We start from the raw sequence: 25,931 nt of genomic DNA, 5'->3' as shown, positions 1-25,931 counted from the left end.
GCGTCGTCATTGTGTTGGCAGCGTGCACGGCTTCTGGCGAGGAGATCAGCGTGAAAAAGAGTGCGGACATTACTGACCAAATTACTGAGCAGGTTTCAGATGAAATTCGTCATCTGCTGGAGCGATACTTCTTCGAGTCGCTCGAGGCCATGGAGCTCACGCTTGCTGTTGCCAGTGGCGGCAGACGCACTGTGGGATTTCGTTTTGCCGGTCCGAGCGGCGAGCTTGGAGTCGACACGGAAGTCCACGTCTTGGTTTACTCGATTGATGATGCCCCTTGGGAGGTCAGCGAAATCAATCTCTATGGTGAATACCTCTTGCCGGGCGAAAACGACCCGATTTCTTTTGTGGGTGCTTTCACTCCTGAGTCTCTAGGAGAGGTGGTGGACCATTCCAGGCGATTTTGGTCCAAAACCGGCGGGGGAGAAATCAAGATTGAGCAGGTGGCTACGAATCGGCTGCCGCCCCTTCGATCGCTTCCTGCATACCTAGAAGGTAAGAGTCCCAGAGACGTGTACTCCGTTTCAGCATCTAGCGTTGAACCACCGCCGCTGCCGGAGGTTGCCCACAATACCGCAATGATCGGTATCAGCGGTGGGTCGTCGCTTACCCTCAGGCTCGAACGTGCAATAGATGACAGCCTGGCCGTCACTGACGCGAATGCGGGTATATACCCAAATCCAAACCCTTCATTGCTCCGACTAATTCAAGCAAACCTGGAACGGCCGCTGAACCAAAAGGAAACCACTGAACGAATGACGGCCGCTCGGGCGGTACTTCCCGAGAGATTAAGAGAAGCTGATGTGGATTTGGGTTGGATATTACTGCGGGGCCAATGGGATCAACTCTTTTGCCATGTTGAGGCCGATCAGGACCCGGGTAAGTTTGTGATTCATCAGCTCCACTGTAGCCGCTTGGCAGGCACTGACGAGCCTTGGCGGTGTGGCTATCTGGAGATACCCCGCGACTTCGGTATTCCTAACTCTCGGTAGCCTCCCGGCAACGAAAAAGTGTGCCGGTGTTGCTTGTTGTGAAGTGGTATGCCGGTTCGGAGAAAAAATGAATAGTCTCGAGAAAGCACCGGGCGGTTACGGGCAGTTCCTACTATTCGGCATCATTCGGCGATCCGCTGATTGGATACTTTGTGTTTGCCTTCTAGGTCCCGTAGTCGCCAGTGCGCAATGCAGCGACGAACAGCAGGTCATCGACCGTTACTTGTCTGAGGTTAAGCCTGAACGGGCTGGGCCAGGTCATGTAATCGCATTTGACCGCGGACCTGTCGCCGGTGCCTCGAGAGATGCTCTGGTGCTTCTTTACACTTTTCAGATTTCATCCCAGCGAGAGCGGTTCCCTCAATACCTCACGATCTTCAAGCCACGAGATGGTAACTGCGTTGCCAGCCAGGCAGTTTCGGTGGGCTTTCGCGGTGTCCAGCACTTCACCGAAATCGACTTTGAAGACAAGAAGGTCTGGCTGTCGGGAATGCAATGGGTGTCCGGTGACGCAATGTGTTGCCCCTCGATTCCAATAAAGCTTGGCTTTTCTTACAACGGCAAGGGGGCGCCAATCCCTCTTGCTGGCAAAAGGTAGCTGTGACCTAAGATCAGTTCGCCCGGAGCAGTCACTGCCCATTTCCTGGGAAGTCGAACTTCAACGTAAAAGGCACGCGTACCGGCTGACGATCGGAGTTGGACGCCGTAGGTCGAAAGCGCATGCGCTTAACTGCCGTTACCGTAGAACGATCAAATATACCTTCCGGTACAGATTCGACGATTTCTATGTCCCTGGCTTTGCCCTTAGAGGTGATAGTGAATCTGACTTTGACATAGCCCGAGGTTTGATTGCGGATCGCCTTCCGTGGATAGGTGGGAGGTTCATTGCGGCTCCATTCCCAGTATTCGGTGAAACCGTCGAGGTCTAGCGGTTCATTCTCAGCTGCCGCGCCAGGTGAGCTGGTTCCCGCTTGCAGTCCCACGACCATGAGGAAAGTGAATAGCCAATGAAGGTGGCTCGCAGGCCAGAGTAACGAATTCTTCTGTTCTCTCATTGCGATCCTTAGTCTGGCCAATCGATTTCGTTGTGGCCACTTCCCATGATTTTGTCAGGGTTCTCGTCCAGGATGGCTGAAACTCTGATGGTGTGATCAACCGAGCCTCCGCCGTCACTCACGTTTAGGCGCCAGAGCAGAATTTCACCTAGTTCTGATGACAACTTGATGTTGGGTTGCACACTGAGAGAGGCGCCGAAGGCCCTTCCGATTTTCAGCGGGTTGCCAGCAGAGGTTGCTCCACTTGCTAACGAGTTAATGCCAACCCGCAGCCAGCTTTGGTCGTCGTCGACGGGTTCTATCTTCAATATCAAATTAAACTGGCCAGCGATCCAGCATTTGCCGAGTCGGATTTTCTCGACTTGCTCATCATCGATGAGGTGAGTGGCTTGTATGCCAAGACAAAAGTCCTCTTCCGTCTCGAACTTCATGATGGCTACGTGGACGTCTCTAGGGAGCAAAACCTGAAGGTCGCCAATATCTAAGGGCCCATAGTGCTGCAATTCAAGATCGACGGCGCTGGCAGGTTGGAAGAGCAGAAACAGCAAGAGAAACAGTAGTCGACTCATTTGAGAGAGTTTCCACGCGATTTGTGTGCACATAGCGATTGCGTCCTGTCTTCTCTGAGAATCATTACGTGCTCTATTCTGCTTCAATCGACTCAAGGACTGAAGATAGGGGCTCAAATGATTGATGAAACATGCGTATGGGAAAGTCAAAGTAGGCATAGACCCATCCATCATCTAACCGCAAGAAATAGTGCGTGATGAAGATACCGTTATGACTTCCTGAGCAAGCCCTCTTGTTGGTGCCGGTCTCAACACACGTCAGGCCTAACGACTGCCAGTAGGCCTTTTTATCTTCATAAACAGGTCCGGACAGTCGAACCGTTAGCGCTGAGTTTTCCCCGATCGGGGCATTCAGCACTTTGACGCCATGATCATTCGATCCGTAATACCAGCCGGTGGGAACGAGAAGCTTGAATCCCTGATGGTCTAACACTGTTGGGGCTTTAGAGAGGCACAAAAGCGGATCGCCTCGGCCACCGCTAATTGGCTGGTCACAGCCTGCCGCCGACAGCTGGAGCGATGAAAGCAGCAGAAGCAAGGAAGTTACGCCGCTCCATTCGCGGGCCTTTGCGATCGCTGGAACACGTCGCGCTAGTTTTCGTCCCACGGACATACCTCTTGACTCAAGCCCCATGAGCCAATTGTTAATTTGTTTCTGATGTGACAGCCTTCTGATCTTAGCGTTCGCGCTTTCTATGAATCCGCCGGTGGACTTGACTTCGAATGACATTTTCATCTTCGATCTGGACGGCACTCTGGTTCAGAGCGTCGAATTCGACGACGTCCTCTATCAGGAAGCGGTGTCAGAAGTAGTCGGAACTCGCAATTTCGATACAGATTGGGAGTCTTATCGGCATGTCACCGACTCCGGTCTGCTGACGGAACTGCTTGCGCGGCTTGGACTGGAGGCTAATCTTCGGGTCATTAGTGAAGTCAGAACACTGTTTACAAGCAAAATACGCTCGCACCTCGAATCCGGCGGTGAATGTCAAGCTGTGCCAGGCGCGATCGACGCGATCGGCACCTTGCGACAAGCCGGCGTCCCGTATGGGGTGGCAACCGGCGGCTGGGGCAGCACAGCTCGACTAAAGTTGAAATTTGCTGGGTTTGACGTCCCGCGGTTTATATCCAGTGGCGACGACTCATCATCGCGCACAGGAATCATGCGCCATTGCCTGCGGCAGATCGGCGGCAAGGGCGAGCAAGCGGTTTACTTTGGTGACGCGGTCTGGGATGTCAAGGCCACCCAGGAGCTGGGCTGGCGGTTTGTCGGCATAGGGGATCGGGTGAGGCCATTGGCCGAGGTCACGTTGGACGATTTCAAGGATTCCACCTGGATGGACTCAGTTGTAGCGAAGCACTAAGGCAAAGCAATCGGCGTAACTCTGAAACTCAGTACATCCAACGATTTTAGGGCTTTTCTGGTCCTAGCTGAGATGAATCAGTTCTGATCTGATAGACAGTGTCAGAGTTGATCGAATCCAGTCCCTAAAGCAGACGCTCACGATTCCTCGCCCACTCCTTGATTGATAGCAGACTTCGGACGTAAGCGGCTAGTCGGGTTCTCGATTCTCGTCCGCCGCTGCGAAATAGGCTAACTGGTCAGCGTAAGCTTTCTGGAATGCGGGTCGATCAGTCGCTCGGGCAACATACGCACGACATGCGGGATAACCTTTCAATCCGCCAAATCGGTCGACTAGCCGCAAGACGTCAGACATGAGGATATCGGCTACTGAAAACGACTTGGCTAGCCATTCTCGGTTATCGACGTATTTCTCCATGTGATCGAGACGCCCAGAAAGAAACGCGTCCAAAGTCTGTCTTCCGGGCGTTTCCATCTCATCGTTCGATATTTTGAAGATGAAGAATGGTATCGCAGCCATCTCTACTGAGTTCAGTGCTGCAAACACCCACTCAACGACCTCGCTCCGACCCTTTGCATCTGAAGGCAAGAGAATGTCGTTCTTCTCTCCGATGTATAACAGGATTGCTCCGCTTTCGAAAATCGACACATCGCCATCAAGCAGCCATGGAACCTGTCCGAAAGGGTGATGAAGAAAGTGTTCCTCGCCTCGACTATGAAATGACGTACCTTCTACCCGGTAGGGAATACCAGCTTCTTCCAATGCCCAGCACACTCGAAGATCGCGGACAAATCCTCGCGGAAACTCCGGTACCCAGTCGTACGTTTTAACAATTAGCTGGCTCAATTCGTTCTGTCAGACCGTTCAAGTAGGCTTCGCTCTGGCATGGCGGGAGATCGAAATCCAATTAGATTATGGTCTACCAAGGTCAAGGTTGATAGGGGTGCCCCCATTTCCTGCTGAACGCATTATGGGCGCGCAATTCGGAATGCGATCACCTTCCCTGAGTTGGCTTCAATGGCAAAAAACACCATGCCGTTTCTCACCCAGCGGCCCGTTAAGGCGCTTCCCATCTCCCGAGCGCTGCGGGCGAATAGCGGCCCCATTGGGTCGTTGATTCGAAGATCGATAACCTCTGTAGTATCGGGTAAGTCATTCCAGTCCAATCGAGCCGTGAAAAGGCCCTCGGGCCCTGGATCCGACGTCTTAGTAATTTCAAGGATGTTTGGGCAGCTCAAATCTGAAGCGCGAAGCACCCTTCGTTCCAATACCTGACCATTCTCACCGTCGAGGAGCTCAAAGACGGTCCCAACCGCTGCCAGGCTCTCGCGGGTTTCGTTGGCCGGAGTGCTTTGCAGAGCGGTACGAATCCATAAATCGGTTGCGTCGCCGGAAACAACAGGTCGCACCCAACCTACCGATTCGGTGCACTCTGCGAGACCGGAAAGCGAAAGCGTTCCGGCATCAGCTTCCGCGACTAGTTGGAACGTTTGTGCGCGAAGCTGGTGAGTTTGACTGTCGGACTCTCTGACGGACCAATAGACTTGCACGGTCCCTTGTGCGACGCGCGCGGTAAGGAATGAATCACTGATTTGATTCTGGGAGCGAAAGCGCGGATCACGTGCCAGTACCAGTTCCCCGTTTCGGCCGACAAACTCCCCCGAGGCATCCAGCACCACGGCAACCGTACCGTTCTGTGACCCGGGTTCCGGCAGTCGCGTCGTCCAGAACGCTCGAATCTGATCTCCCTGAACCACCACAGAGCTTAGTTCGTAAACCAGTCCAGGGTTACTGCCGGATAGTTCTGCAGAGATAAGTTCACGCGGCGCTGTCCATGGTTGGACTAGGCTGCCGTCCCTCTCTCGTAGCAAAATGGCCGGTGAGAAGCAGCTTCGGTCGTTACATCTCGTCCCCACCTGAACCAGGTGGCGTCCCAAAAGAGCGCCGTGCAAAAGCTGGCTACCTCCGCCGAAGTTGATGGGTTCAGTGGTAAACATGCCCGTTTCTGCGTCGTACAGTTGAGTAGCGGTTCGGAAATCGTCCAAAGACTCGTCAAAACTCGTGTAAGACCAAGCTATCAAGTTTTCTGACACGCTCACTGCCGGGTGGAACACCAAATCGCCGTCGACCTGATCCGCAGTGTCGACAGGTGTTGATTGCCCAGAGCCAGGATCAAACAAGCCGAACCGCCCGACGATTATTCGAGTGGGGCCTGCACCAAGTGCCAGTGAATTGATGGCGAATGCGATCCGCCCATCTTTTATCCAGGCGATCTGAGGAGCGTGGCCTCTCGTGCATGCGCTGACCGGCGAACCGCTGCTTACGAGACTTCCGTCGGTTGTAAAGATGTCAATTTGACATTCGAGAGGGCCGAATAGCCCTACGCCAATGGTCCCACGAAGTACTGCGATCTGATTGCCTTGAGCGGAGACATCGAGAATGTCGGTTTCCGGCGACGAAAGGGGAGCCGGTTGAAACGAGTCCCTCAAGATTCCATCGGCTCCGAGAACGTCAACTCGATATCTTAGGCCTGCTGAATCCGACCGGATTTCCCAGACGACCCAGCGCAAACCATCTTCAGTTTGAATCCAGCGCGGAGCGGCTTGGCCGTCGGCGCTGCCAAGTAATTGCGGGTCTCCGACAGGTTCCAGGTTCGCTAAAGCAGTGCCGAGCCAAAATACGCCGAGCAAAAACGATCGCCATTTCATTTTCTTACCCTCGATTGATGTCCGGACTGTACTCTCTGATTATGAATAATCACTGAAGACTAAACCGAACCTGGGTCCAAGAGGACCCATCGCTGGTAAGGGTTCAGAGCGTTGAATTCATCCTGGGTTTGGGCGCTTCGTACGATTAAAAAGGAAACGGTGAGTTAGCCAGAATGCTCGTTTTAAAACGAGCATAGACTGTGCGAGATTTGTGCGAGTGAGTTGTGTTTAGTGCTGCTCAGTGGTGCATTTGCAACGGGCGCCCCTGATTTAAAAGATAATTAAAACAATAAGTTAAGTTCCGAAAATCGTTCTCCGGAGGCAGAGGTCAGGGGTTCGAATCCTCTCGGGCGCGCCAATAAAATCAATATATTACCGCTTCAGCATTGCATCTACTAACACGCTTTTGGCACGCAACTGGGCAAAAAAAGAGTCGATGGCTTTGGCCGCGTTCTGTAGGTATGTGGGGTCGTACGGTGCGTAGATCTCCGTGATTGAGAGGTCTTGGCGCTTGTGGCCCAGTTGGGCCGAGATCTCCCAACCGGACACACGCTCCTTTCGCAGCCAGCGTGCCATAGTGTGACGCAACGAATACGGATTGACTTGGTTGTCGAGCTGGGCGTTTTTCCGTGCTGTGCGCCAGGACGTTCGCACGCCTTTTAGCGGTGTGTCCCGTAACCCCACTAGGTACAGTGGCGAAATCTCAGTTTCAATACTCTCGATCAACGGCACGATGCTCTCCGGCATGCGCAAAGTCGGGCGGTACTTTTTCGTTTGCGGTCGGTCCTCCGGGTTGAGGACTATCAGGCGATCCTCCACTTTCATGCGATCGCGCGTTAGACCGAGAACGGCATCAGGGCGCGCGGCAGTGGCGAGCATCAGCGTGATAAACATGGTGAGATTCGGGTTCTTGGTATTGCTATAGAGCGCTACAATTTCCTTGAGCTCAAGGGGGCGCCCTTTGGGGGGTGCTGCTTCATTGGAGCCAGTGGATATCGGCATAACAAAGGGCGCACTGGCAATTTCGCCACGTTTCCAGGCGTAGTTAATAGCGGCGCGGCCATCGGAGACGACACGCTTCGCTGATGTTTTTTTCATCCCCTTATCGAGAAGCCAGGTGTGGAACTCCCGTTGTAATTCCGCGTTGCCTATCTCTTCAATTGTTTTCGTGCCGAAGAAATCTAGCCAATACGCCAATGAAATACTGATGCGCTCCGCGGATACGACGTGTTGCCCGTGCTGATCGTAGTAGCGCGCCGCCACGTCAGCTAAGCGAACATCGCTGGCTGCTTGTTTTGACGCCGAATGGTTAATAACAAACCAATCAGTCAAGGCTTCTTTGGCTTCTTCAAGATCCGTCGTGCTGAGGCTAACGCGCTTTGTTTGTCGAGTTGCTTGGTCGAACCAGGTTCGACACCAGGCGCGGCTATTTCCTCGTCGGGAGAGCCAGTAGTCGCCGATTTGGAAGGTTCTGTTCGTGTACTTGGCGATGATACATTCTCCAGCAGGTACTCGAGTAACTGAAACCCAAAGTACGCTAGCTTTCTCTCAGAAACACGGATGTAGGGGATTTTACCACCAGTCCGAATTCGCTTTAATGTAGCTGGCGAAATATCGAGTAGCTGAGCAGCTTGGGATTCGCTATAGCGTCGATATAGCGGTATTTCCATTTCGCGCGCCATCTCGACTAAGCGGTCATCATCTCCACTTTCTGCCATGTACTAGGCGCGCTCATATCTGTAGAGAGTAGTCACTAAGCATAACAAATAGGCGTACAATTGGCGCCAGGTGCACAACCCCAAATAGGGTGCGAGGTTGTTGTGTCAAAGGAGAATGAAATCCTCAGTGCCAGTGACGTAGCTAGCGCCATTACCGCGTGTGATCAGAGAAGAAGTGATTTAGCAGGGCGGCTTGCCAACCTGCGTCTATCACTTCACCAGCATGAGTCGGTAACCAATGTCCTCTCGCTGGATTCGATTGGCCCCGAGTACGGTACGTCAGACGAGGTAAAGATCGGTGAAAGGATACTCCATCACAGTGTTGTTGACCGGCTTGAGAACCTTTCCGATGCAGAAATCAGGCGCGGACTGGAATCTGGTCTCATGGGCGAATCTGATGCCAAGGCTGCGCTTCGTTTCAAACGGCAAACGGAACTGGCCGCCCGAATAACGGATCACGAGCGCGAGCTGGATGGTAATGATCCAGACCGGATGCGATAGACTCATGAGCTTAATCGGTTTACCTGGCCGCGAGAGCCTGGCAACAAAGTCTCCGTCCCAAACGGACCTAGGTCGGGGGAGGGCACTTACGGATTGATGCCCGGAAAAACTCTGCGCGAAGCGGCGGAGCAGTTCTAGCCTCACCGGGCGCTAGGAAAAATGCGTGAGGCGAGCCGGGATTTCGATCCCGAAGCGGAAATGGCGAAATTGCGAGCTGAGCGGCTAGAGCAGGCCTGCAGGGTCTGCGATCGGGATGCCCACGATCAAAAAAGAGTTTCTGGTCACGATCGTAATGACCGGTGGGAGCGTTATATTCGCCTAGGCCTGGTGGCGAGCACGGTAGCGAACCATGAAAAAGACACCGAAGGTAAAAAACCCACCGTTTAAGCCTTCCGAAGCGTCGTTCACACTTTTCTTGAACACCCAATCGTTTGGTCCAAAGGGAGCAGATCCAGGGCATCCGGATCCACTGACTGCGACAATTACGACTGAGATTGCGTTGGAATATCGTGAGCTTGCCGCGATCCACGTCGATCTGAGGTTCTGCCAACACGCCTGCTCGCGCATGCTGGATCAGCGCCAGGGTCTCAAAAAGACTAAATCTCTTTTTGACAGCCACCTGCCATACATGGATGAGATGCGTCTGACGATGATGGGCGCGTTTGTTACCTATGCCCGGTGTTTTGGTACAGGTAAACGACTGCGATTGGACTATAAGCAAATTTGGGGAGAAAAAGACCCGGCCCGGGACGCGCACCAATATTTCAAGGATATCCGTGACAAATTCATCGCTCACTGCATAAACGACTTTGAAGATGTTGGTGTTGCGCTGACGTACGTGCTCGAAGACGAGAAGCCTGTTGTGTTCTTGCTCACAGATGCCTATTCCACAGCTTTCATTCCGTCCGTCGATCTAATCAAATGGCTGCGGCGCCTATCGAAGCAAGCACAAAAGCACGTGGAAAATCGCATGGATCAACTGCGTGCACAGATTTTGAAAGCCGGAAAAGAGATGACCGCCGAAGAGCTGGGCGCATTGCCGAACCTCAAGGTCAGGGCTGGTTCTTTCGGACAGGCGAAAAACGTGAAGCCCCGTTAGCTCGAGTTTTCCTTCGAAATCCTAAACTGAGAGCGGCGACGGGACTCGAACCCGCGTCTCCCCGGCGGTAAGATGTCGTTTCTGACCGCGACATCGTTTCTACCTCGAAACCAGGGGCTTTATCCCACTAAGCTAGACCGCTATTCGATGATCTGATTTCTTTCCCGAGGTAGAGTTTCTCACCTCGGCTGCGTACGTACCCAGATCGCGTGCGTATGTTTGAAGCCGGGCAACCAATGGGCCAATATCGATCTCTCTTATCGACCGATACTCCCCGCTTTTTTCATCCCGAATACGCATGATCTTTCGCGTGATAAGCCCTTTTTCCTGGATCCTCTCCAATGCCCGTTGCACTGTCCTTGCGGAGATTCCCATTCTCTTGGCGATCTGATTATTTGAGGGGAATGGGTTGCGATCAGGTGACCACCGGTGCAGGAGCACATTATTTAGGACCATCATCTCGGTCGAATTGAGCTTCATCCGGTTTTGGCAGCGAAGAAAGACTTCTGGGATCGCCAAATAGCCGGTCAAACCACCTTTGCCTATGACACTTGGCCACCTCTCCCGAATGACGCCTGGGATATTGGTTCCGTCGATGGATACAGCAGTATTCATGTGTTCGAACTCTACAAAAAAAATTTGAGCAGCTACATACTTCGTATGTACTACACGACATATTTGTCGTAATTTTATGAGATATTTCGCCTCTATTTCGGGGGTAATCGGCTTTGACGAGGCCAAAAAGATAGAACGCGATTACTCGATAAAATCGGTGGTCTATGTCGTTTCGTGTGCGCTGAGCATGGTCTGGGGTTCGAGCAAGCTGGTCAGCGTACACCGGGCATGATCAGATTTATTCGGGAAAAAGACCATGCAGGCCTGATAAGATTCGGCAGCATAGAAAAATTTGACTCAAAAGGGCTTGAGCGTGGCAACTGGGATAGCGGTTGAGGGGACACTAACCCTAATCTTTTTGGTGTGCCACCAATTGAACGAGCGTGGTTGCGGTGCGCAGCTTATACAGGAACGACACTCACCTCGCGCCAAGTTATCGGTGTGAGAGTCGGTACAAACCAACAGGACAAATCGACAGAGGGCAAGCCCTGGCACACAGATGCCAGGAAATCTCAGAAAAGGAGACAAGAATGCCAGCGGAAAAAGATGTACAAGCAATTGTTGACCGCGTAAACGCGGAAGAGCTTACTGAGCTGATATCCGAGTTGGATGGCTCTGACTTTGGCGCTCAGATACCTGTATACGATGACAACGGAACCATTCGCATGATGCTGCAAGGGTACTCTCAGGTAGAGCGTGACCTTGTAGTTTCGGTTGGCCGCAATGAGCCAGATGATGATGCTCTCCAGATAGGTTGGTTTGGAAGACAGGATGGAAGGGATTCAAGCTGTCAGCATGATGACCATGATAGATGCAGGCATTGCACTGGTCACACCGGGGCCTGTAGGCACTGTACCCACCCGCGTGGTCAATCAAACGGTCTGCCGAATGCACCAGGTCTGGATTATCATCAAGCGATACAAGAACTGGCAAACCGACAAGAGCTGCTTGCGGCCCTTGCGGAGGAGGGGCTCGGATTGACCCTAGTCCATGGCCACAATGATGAGCATATGTTCACTAGGTTGCCCGAGGACTATGTTTCTGTGGTCGCCGGCGGCAGGACGGTGTTCAGGGAGACGACTACCGTTGCGCAAGATCCAACTTTCGTGCCTAACACGTGGCGGGTAGTCAATGGTGAGTTGAATGTGGCGGGAGGTCACTCCCAGCTTACTGATGATTGATGAATGGCTCTTGGCCGATCTCAGCTATCCAAAACGTGGTCGGAAAAAGGAGAGCTTTCCTTGAGGATGTCTTTTCTTAGTAAGAACTCCAAGAGAAGGATAGTCGACCCCTCCATAGCGTATTCTCTTAAGGCAAAGAAGACCAACTGTGAAAACATTCTGGACGTATCTTTTTCTACTCACGTTTTTGGCGCTTGGTTCCTTTTCTGAAGTCTACTCACGGGAGTTTTTCGGTCGTTTCTCTGGTGATCCCAACTTGCAAGTAAGGACAAAACAACAGGGTCCCGCTACTTTCATCCTGTTGGACGAGTTTCGTTTCACAGACCCCAACGGTTTCGATCGGACTACACCGGCTGGCTGAGAAGTTGATGGTGCCAGCATTCCTCGAGCCGCTTGGGCGCTAGTTGGGGGACCTATGAGTGGGAGGTATATCCATGCCTCCATCATTCACGACAAGTATTGCGATACCAGGGAACGTACAGCTCATGACACCCATCGCAACTTCTACTATGGAATGCGTGCTAGTGGGGTATCACCATCAAAAGCAAAATTAATGTATTGGGCGGTTCGTACGTTTGGTCCTAGTTGGACTATTGAAGTTCGTTTCAAATCCACAAAAATCGGCCCCGTCAAAACGGAAATTCCCGAAATTCTTTTTGAACCTGTGCAGTCTCCCAAAGTCTCGGATAAGTCGCTCGAGTTGACCGTACCCCCGTTATTCGAGCCATGCAGTATGTGGGATTTCCTTGTATTTTGACCCAGAGGAGGTCCCCAGATGAAGCGCAAGCGGTACAGCGAAGAGAAGATCATTTCGATCCTCAAGGAGCACCAGGCCGGAGCCACGATCGTGGACCTTTCCCGCCGCTACGGTATTGCTGAGAACACGATTTATCGTTGGAAGTCCAAATTCGGTGGCATGGAGGTTTCGGAGGCCAAGCAGCTACGTGAGCTCGAGCAGGAGAATGCCCGTTTGAAGCGTTTGCTGGCTGAAGCAGAACTCGACAAATCGGCGCTGAAGGGACTGGTTGAGGGAAAGTGGTAACGGCCTCGCAGCGACGTCGGGCCGTGGAGCACCTCAAGAGTCGTCGCTTTTCCGAACGTCGGGCCTGCCGGCTGGTGGGCTTCAGTCGTTCTGGGATCTGGTATCAACCCAAGGGGCCGAACGACTCGGTGCTGAGGCACCGCCTGAAGACGCTGGCGGAACGTCATCCACGCTATGGCTATCCCACGCTGCACGACATGCTGCGGCTAGAAGGCACCGTGATGAACCGCAAGTGGACGTATCGGATCTATTGGGAGGAAGGGCTCCAGGTACGCACAAAGCGCCGTAAGAAGCTCACCAGACCGCGCGTACCGATGCCATTGCCGACTGCTGTTAATCAGCGCTGGTCGATCGATTTTGTGTCCGATCAGCTGGCCAATGGGCGACGGTTTCGGGTGTTCAACGTGTTGGATGATTTCTCTCGCGAATGCGTACTCCAGGTCGTCGATTTCTCCATCTCCGGAGTACGACTAACGAGAGAGTTTGATCGGCTGGGCCAGGTCCGGCAACTGCCTACAACCATCGTTTGCGACAACGGACCGGAACTGACCTGCAAGGCGATGTACTTCTGGTCCAAAGCGACTGGTTTAAAAATCCAGTTCATCCAACCTGGAAAGCCAACCCAGAATGCTTTCGTCGAGAGCTTCAACGGCACCTTCAGAGAATACTGTTTAGACCAACACTGGTTCGCCAGCATTGAGGATGCCAGATCGACTGTTCAGATCTGGAACCACCACTACAACCACGTCAGGCCACATCGGTCTCTAGGAAAAATCCCGCCGGCGATGTTCGCCCAGCAGGCAGCCTGATATGCTCAATTTCCCACATAAAGCACGGCTCAAATCCTGGGGTACGGTCAAGGAACCCTTGCCAATGGCCAACAATGCGCTTTTATGGATTCCCGCGCCACAGGGCAGGAAGTCGATAAAGCACGTTCCTTGTGTCAATCCAACATGTGCTATCAGGGCCCAAGTGATCGAAGCTTGCAGACGGAGTGGTATTGCATTCACCCGAGAAAGAACTGCGCTTGGCAGGGCAGGAATGGTCTCCCTTACAAAACCCGCAAAAGGCTTGGCGGCCGACCGTACGAGTGCGTTAATCCGAAAGACGGAGGGTATGCGAAAATTGTCCCTAGTTAGTCAAGCTTAGGTTGTTCTCGTTGCTGCCTTTACTGCCTGTTGTTGGCTCCCTTTTGTGTGTTGCTTAGTAGCGATTAGGATCGCCTCTTTCTGTTAGTGAAAACCGCAGTGTTACTTTTTTTGCGCCGGCCTCCGGGCCTGGTTTACCCAGGAGGCCGTGCCGCAAGTTTAGCTTGACGAATTAAGATCAACGTTTCCTGGCGAACTCGATCCACTAGAAGTCGAGGAACAAATCGGTCATAGCATCACACTAGTTAAGCTATTGCCCGATTTCCTCGTAGTCATCCGATCGCCTCAGATGAGTGCCTCATACTGCTACTCGCAAACCGCGGGTGCAGGAGGGCAGCCAGGACAACACTTTGGCGTAGTTGCTAGGAATTCCGCTCTATCTTTGGATACCACCGCGTAGATCGACAATGCATGTCTTCGGGCCGTCTTGTAGTCAAGCACAAGATTCTGCTTCACTAGCTTAAGTAGCTCTTGGCTAGACAAATCTCGGTTACCCTCGCGGTAAATCAACTCTGAGCGGTGAAATTTTCCCTGATCGTCAAATTCAATTCGAGCAACCGTGGTCCCAGCGTTCACCCAGCGCTCTGAACTAGCGAGTGAGACTTCCGGCAGTGGGATTTCTCGGCCATTCATAATGTGCGGGATGTGGTCAACAACAAGAACTTTCTCATCGCCAGTTAGACCAAGACACTTTGAACGGTTGATGGCATGAGCGGTTCTGCTGGTTCCTTCGACCGCCGCTTGACCATTTCGTGTGCCGAAAAGAGTCCAGTCGCTAGCGACCGCTGTCAGCCCACTTTCATATTGCCGTGGCGATTTGAGCACCAATTGCTCACATTCTTCCAATTCGGTGGACCGTGAAAATTTGCTTTTCGATGTCGACCTGGTGTCTGCCGAGATTGAGATCGTATCGGTAGCACTGCTAAAGCCGAAACAAATAAAGACCGAATCATCTTCGCAACTCGAACAACCAGAGCGGAATGAACCGGCGCAGCAATAGGGCTTGTTTGGATCAAGCACTGCAGTCTGGCAACCCGAGCCCTGAGCAATGGGGCAAAGGGTACTTTGTGTTGGGGGATTCTTGCAATTACCGTGTGCAAATTCCTGACAGTTCGGACAAAAATCGTCGCAACCAGAGTCGACGATCAACGCTTTGGTTTCTTGCAGCAGCTTACTGCTCGTCTCTTGATTCGCCATCGACTCAGACAGTGCTAACACACTTACATCTCCGCGTGGCCGACCGTCATACCCAACAGAGTCCTTTACCCAGACCCCGCCACATTTGTAGATTTCGTTGTCTTCTCGGCATTCCGTTGCGATCTCAAACATGGCATTGGAAGACGGCCCTGCTGGTACAGAGACGAACAGATTGACCAGCAAAAGCTTTTCGCTAGGTATGTACCTGATCCGTGACCTACTCTTACCCACGTTGGCTATCTGAGGCGAGAAAATCCCCTCACCAACACTGAGCAGTCCGCGCACTGACGCGACATAATTGACTATGGTTTTGTCAGTTGATGTAGATGAGGGTCCTGGACTCGCAACAAGGTCTAAAGTCCAAGGAGACGGTTTCTTAAGCCCGTCGTCCGAATAACCTGAAAAGAACAGGGGAAAAGCGCCCACACCTTCCTCCGTTTCACCGCAAGAAGGGAGACCGTAGCTTTCTGAACATAGGTGTTTCTCGATGAGCTGCTTGCTACCGACAGAGCCAAGAGAATTTGAGGGGCTTGTCAGAGAGACTACGGCTGGTGAAAAGGTCTCCAATCGCGGTGAAGGTGAACCAGTAGGCTGCGAAGTAAAGAGTTCAGATAATAAGATGTCTGATTGAATCGCTCCGTTTTTGTTCGAAGCCGGGCTAATCGAAAAAAAGTCGTGTGCAACTAAGCCAACCCCATCGCCATCGACAGAAGTTCCGAATACTAGCAACGCATGTGCAAATTTGCCGGTCTCTGCATGGCTTAGCACTGCCGGGATCTGAAAGTGTAGGTCGGAAGAGTCGGCAGAGAAGCGCGCTGTAGGGTGTAACACGTTCATGTGTTCCTGCGCGATATCAATAGTCCAGGACCCTTCAAGATCTGACATTTCAATTTGACCCGATTGCCAGTCCAGGACTGCCGCATGAAATCCGGTGTCGGTAATTTGCACCACATCATCGACAAGAATCGAGGCGTTAAACTTAAACAACACTGGTAGCGCCTTCTGAAAGCCCTCGATATCAGGTAATTGCCCGACAAAGCTCAATTCAAATTTGTTGCCGATGATGCTCTTCGGTTTCTTGATTTTCCCCGGGGTTTTGCGGTCAGCGCCGTCGCTTACTAGCTTCACTTGGGCCGTGTTTAGTTCAAATTCCCAATTTTTCGGCTCGCTGGCTGATAGTGGTAGAAATGCTAATGCAAAAAGAATTAGGACAAAAACTTTTAAAATCTTCATAGATGTTCTCCCGGCAATTCTCCCTATAATAAATGAAGTAAATTAAAAAAATATTAATAACCATACTAACCGGATCTCTACCACACCGTTTTCTTTCGTGAAGCGCAAGTTCGTGCGAAGAAGTGGAGCTCTTGACCACGTCGCGAACCAACCATCGGTACTCGATACTGCGATACAAACAATTGAGGGGCTAAACTCCCGACCACTACGCTGCAAACTCAGAGGTTAGTCAAGTAAGTTGTGTGTAAGTTAGTCATCGTGACTTAACAGATTACGGTCGATTGAGCGACAGTTCCCGCAACGACCAGCTGGCCCATTAGGGTTTCCCGGTCGGATCCGCGCGAAGGCATGGGTGCACGTGCCCACGACGCAGGAGACCGCGGAGGCTGACTCTGACCGCGCGGGTCGATCGTCGGCTCGGGGGGTAAGACACAGACCGAGGGGAACCCTGCCGCGCTATCCGCGGACACTCCAGCGGCGCCGACGCACCGCCCCCAAAAGAGGCTCAAGGTGCGTAATCGCTTGATATTTTTTTTCGGTCATTTTCATGCATGGCAAAACGGCAGGCCCGGCCCTCCTGAGGAAATGAATCGCTCTTTCCAAGGTGGTTGGAAATCAGTTGCTTTTGTGCACCCGTTCAATGGCCCGATTAGCCACTTCATTGTTTTACAACGTCTTAACCTGCAAATAGGCGGTACAATTGTCTCGGACCCTGCCAACAGCAAACTTATACCAACCCTCTGCAGGGTTTTTACGCGGGTTGGCGCTGGATCGATACGGTAGTAGCAGAAACACCTTTTAGTGATAGCCAATAGATGCTGTATTTGGACTGGCCTCGTAGCTAATGCGCCGTTCATCGCCGAGATTCGGTCCGCTAAGGGCCATAAGTGACCATGGTTCGGGCATGAATCGCAATTTGGTTTGTAACTCGAACGGCTTCTTTCGCCGCTGAAAGATGACGCTGTTAGATAGGTATTCGCGTTGCTTTTCGCCCAGATTGAATTCGGCGTACCTTGACTGGCCTGCGGTACAAAGCCGGAAGGTAGGTGTGATATGGGAAATGGTCCTGGGTATGATTGCCACATTATTTTTACTGAGCAGGAAGCCCGTCAAGTCTTTCGCGAAGGACGTCATACAGAGACTTCGCTGATACCGATCGCAGCAGCAATATCTTGGTTAGTAACTCTTCCCCCAACCGGCTAACTCAGAATGTCTAGCAAGACCGGCCGTGAAGGCGTAGCGCGCCAGCGTCGCTGGCGTGAAAACTCGAAAGCGACCGACTTGACACAGCGACTCGTGAGTTTGATTCAGAGATTCCGTTGGATTCTTGCAGTGCAACTCACCATTTCTGCCTTGCTCATCGCAGCAAGTCGAGACGACCGACCGGCGCTCTATTCTCTTCTCGAGGCCGCAGCTAGGGGGTCACAAGAATTCTTGGAATTAAATTTCTGGGGTCAGGGTCAAGGGACAGAGTAAACCGACAGCGAATTGCGGCGCGTTCTCACTGGGCTTTGGTCGTCGGTTATTCAGACTGAGTGACCTTCAGGCCGACGTAGACATTGCTCATGCCAAGACGACCCCGATTCTGTCCGGCGGGTCTGCCGGTTCATTTGATACAGCGAGGCAATAATCGACAGATTTTGTTCACCTGTGATTCTGATCTAGCGGCTTATTCCAATTGGCTGGCCGATGGCGCCGAACGATTTGGTGTTTCGGTTCATGGCTGGGTTTTTATGGCTAACCATGTGCACCTGCTGGCGACCCCTGACGAAGAAGACAGCCTCTCGAGATTGATGCAGTTTCTTGGGCGCCTGTATGTGCGCCACTTCAATTACACCTACCAACGCAGTGGTACGCTGTTCGAAGGACGATTCAAATCTTGCGTTGTACAGGACGATCAGTATCTTCTGAGCTGTCTTCGCTATATTGAACTGAATCCAGTGCGAGCAGGGATGGTTGCCGACCCTGGTGATTACCTGTGGTCAAGCTTCCGCGCTCATGCTTTTGGCGCGCTACCGCGGATGTGGTCTTCCCACGACCTCTACTTGAAACTTGGATTAGATGAAAAGCAACGCGCGAGGGCTTGGCGAGCGTTGGCCAGCGATACCCTGGACGCTGAGGTGTTGGCCAAGCTCCGCCTTTGTGCCAACACCGGGTTGGTTCCGGGTAGCGAAGCATTCCGACGACAGGTGGACAGACTCAGAATGTAAACCACTCAGTTTACTCTGTCCCTTTGCTCTGACCCCATATTTTCCGATGCGAAGAAGGTCGACATCGATCCCGACTGCGATGATTCCGACGAGTGATTGGCCGCTACTAGCGTGAATCTCCCGTGGGAATAGCCAGGGGCGGTTTGCTTAGCTCTCAGCGTTGTCTTCGAAACAAGTAAACTACTACGGAATTCGCAACCAAAAATCTCATTGCGTGGGGGGAAGCTGTTTTGTCGGACGCCGAATTACTTGAACTTTACTCGGAGTACTCCCAAACCTTTACCGGCGAAACCTCCCTTCTGATTTCGCTGGTCTTCGCTTACGTCGTTGCCATGTTTGTTGCCGCCCGCCGATTGACCAAATACCAATACGTCAGTATGGCCAGCCTTTTTGCCCTCTTTGCGTTAAGCGTGACTATGGGATTGCGTGGCACCTGCTACCGTGCGGTCAGCCTGCAACAGGAGATTGTGCGCCGTGTACAAGAGCAGGGCTCTGAGATTTCATTCGTCGCAACCGACGGATTTCCATCGTTCCTGCCTGAGCTCATTGCTGCGTTGTGCTTCGCCGCCGTGATCGCTGCCTTGTTGTTTGGCTACCAGCAGCGTCGACAACTGCCGAATCCGGGCTGATTGTCCACCGCCTGTAGCCGGGACATGCCCGACACGCGTCTGGCGCCTGCGCGACAGCGCCGAGCGGCCCCTTGAGGTCGCGCTGTCACCTGACTTTGACACCATATTTTCGGCGGAAACCCCGATGCTAGTGATGAAACGTTAGAGGTTAAGTTGGACGAGGTAAGCCTGGGCCAAACCGCGCGACTGAAAACGGGTTTGAACCCTAGCTAGACACTCAACTCATTCATCGATGCCGACGTCACGGTTCAATTGAAGGAAGCCGAAATGATTCACTCAGCCACCAAGCTCCTCATCGTCTTTGCCCTGGGATTGGCCAGCCAATTGGCGCTGGCCCAGGATGCAGAGTCCGGGATAACCCGAGAATCTCCCAGAGCAACGTGGAGAAGCGAGCGAAATTTCAAGGCAACTCAGAAAGCGTGGGATTTGTTAGCCGACTCGCGATACCAGAAAGCGCAGGAGCAGTTCGCCAAACTCTCCAAGCGATTCCGCAACCCCTATGAGAAATCCCAAGCATTGTTTGGGCTTGCGCAGGCCTACATGGCTACGGGCAACGTTGACGGCGCCCTGGCAGCCTACGAACAAGTCCTGCAACTCGATGCCCTACCCAACAAACCTCACTTTGAGGCTCTGGCACAGCGGGATCGTCTGCTGGAAATTCAGGCCACCGGCTCAGCAGCTTCGAAAACACTTGGGGCGGGTCTTTTGGTCAACGCTGAACCGATTGTTAGGGTTCAGCCCCTGTATCCAAGAGATGAAGCGATCGCCGGCGTTGAGGGCAGTGTGACAGTGGAGTTCACCGTGACCAAGACAGGCGACGTGGTCGATCCCGAGGTGATCAAATCCAACCTTCCAATCGCGTTTGCCCATGAGGCTATCCGGGCTATCCAAAAATGGAAGTTCAAACCTCAAATTAGCGCAGGGCAACCGGTATCAATGCGGGCCAAGCAGACGCTGGATTTCAAACTTTAGACGATCTGACAAAGCGCTCAGCTCTATCAATAGGGGGCCTTGGGGTCAGGAGACCTTTGGGGTCTCGACCACATATCAAGTCCAGTGGGCTGCCTTACTCTCTGGCCGCTCTCTGAGGCGATGCTGCTGGGGTCTACCGAGAACGCGAGGATGTTAGTTTTAAACACCTGAGCGAGCGCGCGGCCCAATAGAGCGCCCCGCGCGCTAAAGGTTTACCGCTCCCGGCCGTTAGGAGACACAGCGTAGCAATGCGATGACGATCCGCCGTGAAACTCCACGCCCTTCTTCTAGCTGTCTTGGCTGCCGCCGTGGTAACCCCTCCGGCTGCCGGCACCACCTTGCCGCTCCTGGCCGATTCGCCGTTTCGGATTTACTCGGTCGCCGAGGGGCTGAACCAGAAGACGGTTCATGCGGTCGTTCAGGACAACGACGGATTCCTGTGGATCGCGACGTTTGGCGGCCTCAATCGCTTCGACGGTCGCACTTTTGAGAGCCTTACGACCCGTGAGGGCCTACGCCAAAACCTGATTCAGGCGCTGCGTGTCGACGCCCAAAATCGTCTCTGGGCCGGTGACGCCGGCGGCGGCCTGACGCTGATTGAGAACGGCAAGGTGGTGCGCACGTTTGAACCCGACGAAGCCTCACGTGGCGTAGTCCGGGCGATTATTGACGTGGGGGATACGCTGTACATCGGCTCGCAGCCAGGCGGAATCCGGACCTTGTCCCTCAACGACATGGATAGCGGTTTTCAGCATCTTGAGAGCGCCCCAGACGAAATCTACACGATGGATCTTGCCGGCGACGACACGCTGTATTTGATCAGCCCGGCCGGCCTGCAACGGCTGAAGGTGACGGGTGGGACGGTGTTCGAGGAAGTCGGTAACAACCTGACCGCGGTTGCCACAGACCGGCAGGGTCGGGTCGCGGTCGGCGACGCCGACGGCCGCATCGGCTGGCTGCAGGGCGATCGCATCGACTGGCTCGACGTCAACTACGAGGATCGCATCTCTGGGCTGGTCCTCGATCAAGGAACGTTGAAATGGGTCTTTCTTGAGGAACTGGGTATGTTCCGGTTTGGCGACAAGGACCCATCTGAGCTGGGCCTCGCCATCGCCGGCACGGCACAACCGCTGCGAGATCAGGAAGGCTTGTTCTGGGTGCCGACCCGAAGCGGGCTGGCCCGTTACCTCGGTCCGCGTTTTGACCACTACTCGCTGGAATTTGAAGGCAGAAGTCCGGAGGTGTTTGCTGTCCGTCCCGGAGTCGGCGACGGTTTCTGGTTTGGCACCAACTTAGGCCTTTTGTATCTGGACGGCGGCGGCGAATTGATCAACGTCTCTGACGAGCTGGGTATCGATCGTCGCGAGGTGCGCGACATAAGAATAACGCGCAACGGCAGTACGTTGTGGTTTGGCCAGGTTCAGGGTGCCGTCCACGGCATCGACCCGGTCACAAGGGCGTTGCAAAAGACGTTGGCCGAAGACACATCCCTGACCGTCGGTTTGACGCTGGATCACCGCGAACGGCTCTGGATTGGTTCATTCCTGGGTACGCTGACGAGGTATGACCCGGAAACCGAAGAGACGCGAACGTACACAATCGGCAAGAGCGCCAGCGTGTATTCGCTGGATATGGCCGACGACAGCCACCTCTGGTTCAGCGCCAATTTCGCAGGCGTTTTTCGCATCGACACGGACGATCCGGACGCCGCGCCGGAGCGGATGGCGTCCGACGAGCGATTGCAGCAGGAGTACTACACGCATGTTGTCGCCTCTGGCAGCGGCGCAGCAACCGATGTCTGGTTCGCCGGCATCAAGGGCAGCGTGTTCCGGCTACGCGATGGTGAGCTCAGCAGCGTGTTTACCGAGTCGACCCTGTCCAATGTAACGATGTACTCGATTCAGCCGCTGCCGGATGACAATCTCGTCCTGGCGACGAGCCGGGGCGCGTACCGCTATGCGCTCGCCACGGACACGCTGGAGCGCTACGGCGCGCTGGACGGCTTCGTGGCGCTGGAATCCAAAGTGCACGCGATGTACTACGACGGCGGCGACGATCTCTGGATCGGGACGAGCAGCGGCCTCACGGTGATGGATCTTACCGTGCCGTTCGACGGCGTCACGGCACCCGCAGTGCAGATTACCGCCCGCCGGGTCGATGGCGTCGCGATCAACAGCATCGCGGTGCTGGACAGCCTCAGCTTCGATGAGGTTGTGATCGACTTCACCGCGGTATCGACACGCAAGCCCGATGGCATTGAGTACAGCTACCAGCTTGCGGGGCACGACGCGGCATGGAGCGATGCCGCAAGAACCACGTCGATCTCGTACTCCAATCTGCCGCCTGGCGACTTTACCTTCGGTGTTCGGGCGCGCTTGCCCGGTGGCGAATGGAGCTCGCCAGCCAGCTGGCCGTTCACGGTACCGACGCCGGTGTGGCGCATGCCTTGGTTCATCGCGGCCGCCGTCCTCGCCACGCTGGCGCTGGTATGGTCAGCCGTGCAGCTGCGGCTTCGCTCGATCGCCAACGCCAACCTTCGGCTCCGTCAGGAAGTCGCGGAACGGACAGAATCCATCGAGGCGGGCCGCCGCGAGCTCGAGCTGACCAATGAGCAGCTCAGCAGTGAAATCTTAGAGCGAAAAAAATCCGACGCGCTGCGCGCCGAGGTTGAGGCGCGCTTTCACCAGGCCTACCAGAACTCACCTATCGGTATGGCGCTGGTCGACACCGACGGGCTGGTCTATGACGCCAACCCGCGGATGAAGGCGTTGTTCTGGCCCGAGTCTGACCGCGAACAGCGCAAGCCGCTGCTAACCGTTGTCAGCGACGAGGATCGCGCCGAATTTTCCGACTTTCTCGCTGACTACGCCGCCGACAGGGCGGAAGTTGCGAGCATGGAAGCGGGATGCCTGGCCCATGACGGTGCGATCCGCCGTATCGACTTTCACCCGTCGGCCGTTCGTAATCAGGACGGCGAGTTGCGGTACATCGTGCTGCTTGCGCATGACGTTACCGAGAACCGGGCGATGACCGACCAGCTTGCGTACCAGGCGCGCTTCGATGAACTGACGGGACTCTTCAATCGGCGCGCCTTTGCCGAACGCCTGACCGCGGTCGGCGAGGAGGAGAAACCGAGCGCGTATTTGATGTTCCTTGATCTTGATCAGTTCAAGGTCGTCAACGATACCTGCGGGCACGCCGCCGGTGATGAGCTGCTGTGCATGGTTGCTGATGCGTTGCGTGCCTGTGTGCGCAAGGCCGATACGGTCGCACGGCTTGGCGGCGACGAATTCGCCATGATCATCGTCGGTTGCTCCGAAGAAACTGCCCTGAGGCGGGCCGAGACCGTCCGGCAACACATCCAGGATCTGAAGTTTTTCTGGGAGAACGACGTATTCCGGGTCGGTGCAAGTATCGGCGTCGTGCCGATCGGCGCCGGATCGCGGGATCTCAATGAACTTCAGCAGCTGGCTGACGCCGCCTGCTACGCCGCCAAAGACGCCGGCCGCAATCGCGTGCACATGGTCACCGGGGCTGAGGATGAAGTGCACGCGCATCGCGGCGAGATGCGCTGGGTGCAGCGACTTAACCATGCGATCGATAACGAAAATTTCGAGCTGTATGGCCAGCGTATCTTGCCCCTGGCGGACGACCACCGGTCAATCGAGCGTATCGAGATTCTGCTGCGCATGCGTGACCCAGTCACGCGTCGGCTGATTCCGCCGGGCGCATTCTTGCCGGCCGCCGAACGTTATGGGTTGCATGGGCGGCTCGACCAATGGGTGGTCGGCCGAGTCATCGAATCGATGGCCGGGCAACTCGCCAGCGAAGTCGAAAATCGCGAGTTTTGGGTCAACCTCTCTGGCGCCAGCGTCGGCGATCCGACGGTGTCGCGCGAACTGATCCGCATGGTCGAGGCGGCCGACTTGCCGCGCGGAAGTCTGAACTTTGAGATCACCGAAACCGCCGTAATCCGTAAGATCGGCGAGGCCAAGCAGCTCATCGCCGCGCTGCGGGCGATGGGTTGTCGATTCGCACTGGATGACTTTGGCAGTGGGCTGTCGTCCTTCAGCCACCTGAGACAGCTAAGCGTCGACTGCCTCAAGGTCGATGGTCAGTTCATTCGTGATATCGGCAAAAACCCAACCGACCGCATTTTCGTTAAATCGATCATCGACATCGCGCACACGCTCGACATGACGGTCACCACGGAGTTTGTCGAGGACGATGACATCCTAGGTATCGTGCAATCGCTGGGCAGCGACTACGCGCAGGGCTTCGGTATCCACCGGCCTGAACCGCTAAACGCGATGGTTTCAGAGACGACGGAGGTGCGCGTGAGCGGGCTCAATCAGTCGGCCTGACTGTGCAAGTCACGCGGCTAGACGCTCGAAGTGCATCGCCAGCGCTGGACCGAGCTTTCTGAGCAGCGCGGTCTGATCTTCTCGATATACGGCGGAGCGGGAGCCGAACAGCAGCACCCCCTGCCAGCCTTTCGGAGAAGTCATCGGCAGTGCCACCAGTGATTTGATCTGGGTGGCCCTGACGAGGTCTCGCAGAAAAGCATCTTGCGTGTTGGCCATGGCCAGTGCCGGTAGGTCGTCAATCAGCACCGGGTCGCCGCTCAGCAGTGCCTGCCCAAGCCGCGTACCCAGCTGTGACGCGGCGTCGCAGCTGCGGTCGTGCCACTGCTGCAGCGTCTGCGGCGGGAGGGCGTTGCTCACGTGATAGCCGGTGCCGTCCTGTTGCGGCAGTAGCAGGCCAGTCCAGGCAACCGGCAGGTAGGTGCCAGAGGCGCCGATCACCGTGGCCAGGCAATCTTCGACGCGCTGCGTTTGCTGAATCTCGCTCAGCAACTTCACCACGAGCTGAGACCGGCTTGAGACCAGATTGAAGGCGCGGGAGAGCAGCGTGATTTCATCGTTGCCGGACACCCGGAGGCTGTAGCCGAAGTCGCCGTTAGCGACGCGAATGCACGCGTCAGTGGTCTGGCCAATGCGGCGCACTACGCGCAGATAAAACCTAACCAGGCCCAGCAGACCAAATACCGCGAGCGTGCCGGCAAGGCCAAAAACCACCTGCTGGCTTAGCGTCGACTGGGTGCCCAGGAAGGAGCGATAGGTCTTAACCATCGTCATCACCTGCTCTTCGAAGCCGGCGCGGTTTTCCACCACGAACTCAGCGCCCCACTCCAGCCGCGGTTCGTCCGGATCGTCGCCCATCTTCTCTTCAAAGCCGGCCCGAAAGTTGCTCCAGGCGCTGCGGGTAGCTTCCAGCGACGTCTGCACCGCCGCAAGATCTGGCGAGAGGTTAAGCAAAGACTGAACAAATGCCGGCAGCGCCAGCTTTTGATTGTTGGCAAAGCCGCTCTCGACGTTGGAGAGCTCAACCTCAAGCGCCTCGAAGTCGCCACGGATGTCATGCAGGAATACCTTCAAGTCCCGAGCGTAGCTTTCGAAATCCCGCGGTGCATTCGCCAGATAGTTTTTGCTGCTAGCCGCCAGCGCGGCGGTCTGGTCCTCCAGCAACGTAAGCTGACCCAGCCGTTCGAAGTTTTCCTCGGCGTTTTGCAGCACGTTGATCTGATACAGCGAGGCGAGCACCGCCAGCAGGACAAAAAGTATCAGTCCGAAGAGTGCTCTAACTCGCAGTTGATATGACTTCTTAGCGATGTTCATGGGCAAGTTTCACAGTCGGT

20 protein-coding genes and 1 pseudogene are annotated in these 25,931 nt (G+C 54.5%); 12 read left to right on the top strand and 9 right to left on the bottom strand.

The window, feature by feature from the left end:
• Nucleotides 1-50 precede the first annotated feature (50 nt).
• Complete coding sequence (locus AAF358_04645) at nt 51-992, top strand: hypothetical protein (protein ID MEM7704816.1); 942 nt, start codon at nt 51-53, stop codon at nt 990-992.
• A 67-nt stretch (nt 993-1,059) separates the two neighbouring features.
• Complete coding sequence (locus AAF358_04640) at nt 1,060-1,590, top strand: hypothetical protein (GenBank protein MEM7704815.1); 531 nt, start codon at nt 1,060-1,062, stop codon at nt 1,588-1,590.
• 31 nt (nt 1,591-1,621) lie between these two features.
• Here the strand turns inward: AAF358_04640 and AAF358_04635 are convergent, their stop codons facing one another.
• From AAF358_04635 to AAF358_04625, 3 genes are all read right to left on the bottom strand, one after another.
• Nucleotides 1,622-2,047, bottom strand: coding sequence for an energy transducer TonB (locus AAF358_04635; GenBank protein ID MEM7704814.1), 426 nt, complete (start codon nt 2,045-2,047; stop codon nt 1,622-1,624).
• An 8-nt stretch (nt 2,048-2,055) separates the two neighbouring features.
• Nucleotides 2,056-2,616: a hypothetical protein gene (locus tag AAF358_04630; GenBank protein ID MEM7704813.1), complete on the bottom strand. Its 561-nt coding sequence runs from the start codon at nt 2,614-2,616 to the stop codon at nt 2,056-2,058.
• Between the two features lie 73 nt (nt 2,617-2,689).
• A complete protein-coding gene (locus AAF358_04625) occupies nt 2,690-3,346 on the bottom strand; it encodes a hypothetical protein (GenBank protein MEM7704812.1) in 657 nt (218 codons plus the stop codon).
• On the opposite strand from AAF358_04625, the gene AAF358_04620 reads away from it, so the two are divergent.
• Complete coding sequence (locus AAF358_04620) at nt 3,312-3,980, top strand: HAD family hydrolase (protein MEM7704811.1); 669 nt, start codon at nt 3,312-3,314, stop codon at nt 3,978-3,980. The genes AAF358_04625 and AAF358_04620 overlap by 35 nt on opposite strands.
• Nucleotides 3,981-4,169: 189 nt before the next feature.
• On the opposite strand, the gene AAF358_04615 is transcribed toward AAF358_04620, so the two are convergent.
• The 3 genes from AAF358_04615 to AAF358_04605 all read right to left on the bottom strand — a co-directional run bounded on the left by AAF358_04615 (nt 4,170) and on the right by AAF358_04605 (nt 8,020).
• Entirely contained in the window at nt 4,170-4,826 is a 657-nt protein-coding gene (locus tag AAF358_04615; protein MEM7704810.1) for a glutathione S-transferase family protein, read from the bottom strand.
• A gap of 122 nt (nt 4,827-4,948) precedes the next feature.
• Entirely contained in the window at nt 4,949-6,688 is a 1,740-nt protein-coding gene (locus tag AAF358_04610; GenBank protein ID MEM7704809.1) for a hypothetical protein, read from the bottom strand.
• Between the two features lie 372 nt (nt 6,689-7,060).
• Complete coding sequence (locus AAF358_04605) at nt 7,061-8,020, bottom strand: tyrosine-type recombinase/integrase (GenBank protein ID MEM7704808.1); 960 nt, start codon at nt 8,018-8,020, stop codon at nt 7,061-7,063.
• A gap of 488 nt (nt 8,021-8,508) precedes the next feature.
• Between AAF358_04605 and AAF358_04600 the strand changes: the two genes are divergently transcribed.
• The gene (locus AAF358_04600; protein MEM7704807.1) at nt 8,509-8,907 is read left to right on the top strand and encodes a hypothetical protein; all 399 of its coding nucleotides are present in this window, start codon (nt 8,509-8,511) and stop codon (nt 8,905-8,907) included.
• Between the two features lie 349 nt (nt 8,908-9,256).
• Nucleotides 9,257-10,006, top strand: coding sequence for a hypothetical protein (locus AAF358_04595; GenBank protein MEM7704806.1), 750 nt, complete (start codon nt 9,257-9,259; stop codon nt 10,004-10,006).
• A gap of 132 nt (nt 10,007-10,138) precedes the next feature.
• Here the strand turns inward: AAF358_04595 and AAF358_04590 are convergent, their stop codons facing one another.
• Nucleotides 10,139-10,621 (bottom strand): helix-turn-helix domain-containing protein, encoded by a 483-nt coding sequence (locus AAF358_04590; GenBank protein MEM7704805.1) that lies wholly within the window; start codon nt 10,619-10,621, stop codon nt 10,139-10,141.
• Nucleotides 10,622-11,151: 530 nt separating this feature from the next.
• Between AAF358_04590 and AAF358_04585 the strand changes: the two genes are divergently transcribed.
• From AAF358_04585 to AAF358_04575, 3 genes and pseudogenes are all read left to right on the top strand, one after another.
• A complete protein-coding gene (locus AAF358_04585; GenBank protein MEM7704804.1) occupies nt 11,152-11,802 on the top strand; it encodes a hypothetical protein in 651 nt (216 codons plus the stop codon).
• A gap of 376 nt (nt 11,803-12,178) precedes the next feature.
• Nucleotides 12,179-12,559, top strand: a pseudogene (locus AAF358_04580) (DUF1353 domain-containing protein).
• An 18-nt stretch (nt 12,560-12,577) separates the two neighbouring features.
• Nucleotides 12,578-13,653, top strand: a protein-coding gene (locus tag AAF358_04575) for an IS3 family transposase (GenBank protein MEM7704803.1) whose coding sequence is annotated in 2 segments (ribosomal slippage) — nt 12,578-12,833 and nt 12,833-13,653 — 1,077 coding nt in all. Because the reading frame shifts where the segments join, the coding sequence is not laid out codon by codon here.
• A gap of 645 nt (nt 13,654-14,298) precedes the next feature.
• Here the strand turns inward: AAF358_04575 and AAF358_04570 are convergent.
• Nucleotides 14,299-16,422 (bottom strand): hypothetical protein, encoded by a 2,124-nt coding sequence (locus AAF358_04570; GenBank protein ID MEM7704802.1) that lies wholly within the window; start codon nt 16,420-16,422, stop codon nt 14,299-14,301.
• Between the two features lie 1,565 nt (nt 16,423-17,987).
• Here AAF358_04570 and AAF358_04565 point away from each other — a divergent pair.
• The 4 genes from AAF358_04565 (at nt 17,988) to AAF358_04550 (ending at nt 24,597) form a co-directional block, all read left to right on the top strand.
• Nucleotides 17,988-18,632, top strand: a complete 645-nt coding sequence (locus tag AAF358_04565) for a transposase (GenBank protein ID MEM7704801.1) — start codon at nt 17,988-17,990, stop codon at nt 18,630-18,632.
• Between the two features lie 230 nt (nt 18,633-18,862).
• Nucleotides 18,863-19,261 (top strand): hypothetical protein, encoded by a 399-nt coding sequence (locus AAF358_04560; protein MEM7704800.1) that lies wholly within the window; start codon nt 18,863-18,865, stop codon nt 19,259-19,261.
• Nucleotides 19,262-19,528: 267 nt separating this feature from the next.
• Nucleotides 19,529-20,233, top strand: a complete 705-nt coding sequence (locus AAF358_04555; GenBank protein MEM7704799.1) for a TonB family protein — start codon at nt 19,529-19,531, stop codon at nt 20,231-20,233.
• A gap of 308 nt (nt 20,234-20,541) precedes the next feature.
• Entirely contained in the window at nt 20,542-24,597 is a 4,056-nt protein-coding gene (locus AAF358_04550; protein MEM7704798.1) for an EAL domain-containing protein, read from the top strand.
• Between the two features lie 9 nt (nt 24,598-24,606).
• Here the strand turns inward: AAF358_04550 and AAF358_04545 are convergent, their stop codons facing one another.
• Nucleotides 24,607-25,911 carry a HAMP domain-containing protein gene (locus tag AAF358_04545; protein ID MEM7704797.1) on the bottom strand — a complete coding sequence of 435 codons (1,305 nt, stop codon included), beginning with the start codon at nt 25,909-25,911 and terminating at the stop codon, nt 24,607-24,609.
• Between the last annotated feature and the right edge of the window lie 20 nt (nt 25,912-25,931).

The sequence above is a fragment of the Pseudomonadota bacterium genome, from assembly GCA_039033415.1.
Taxonomy (GTDB): Bacteria; Pseudomonadota; Gammaproteobacteria; order Xanthomonadales; family SZUA-38; genus JANQOZ01.
Note: the sequence above shows the minus strand (reverse complement) of the source record. Positions and strands in the feature narration are given on the sequence as shown.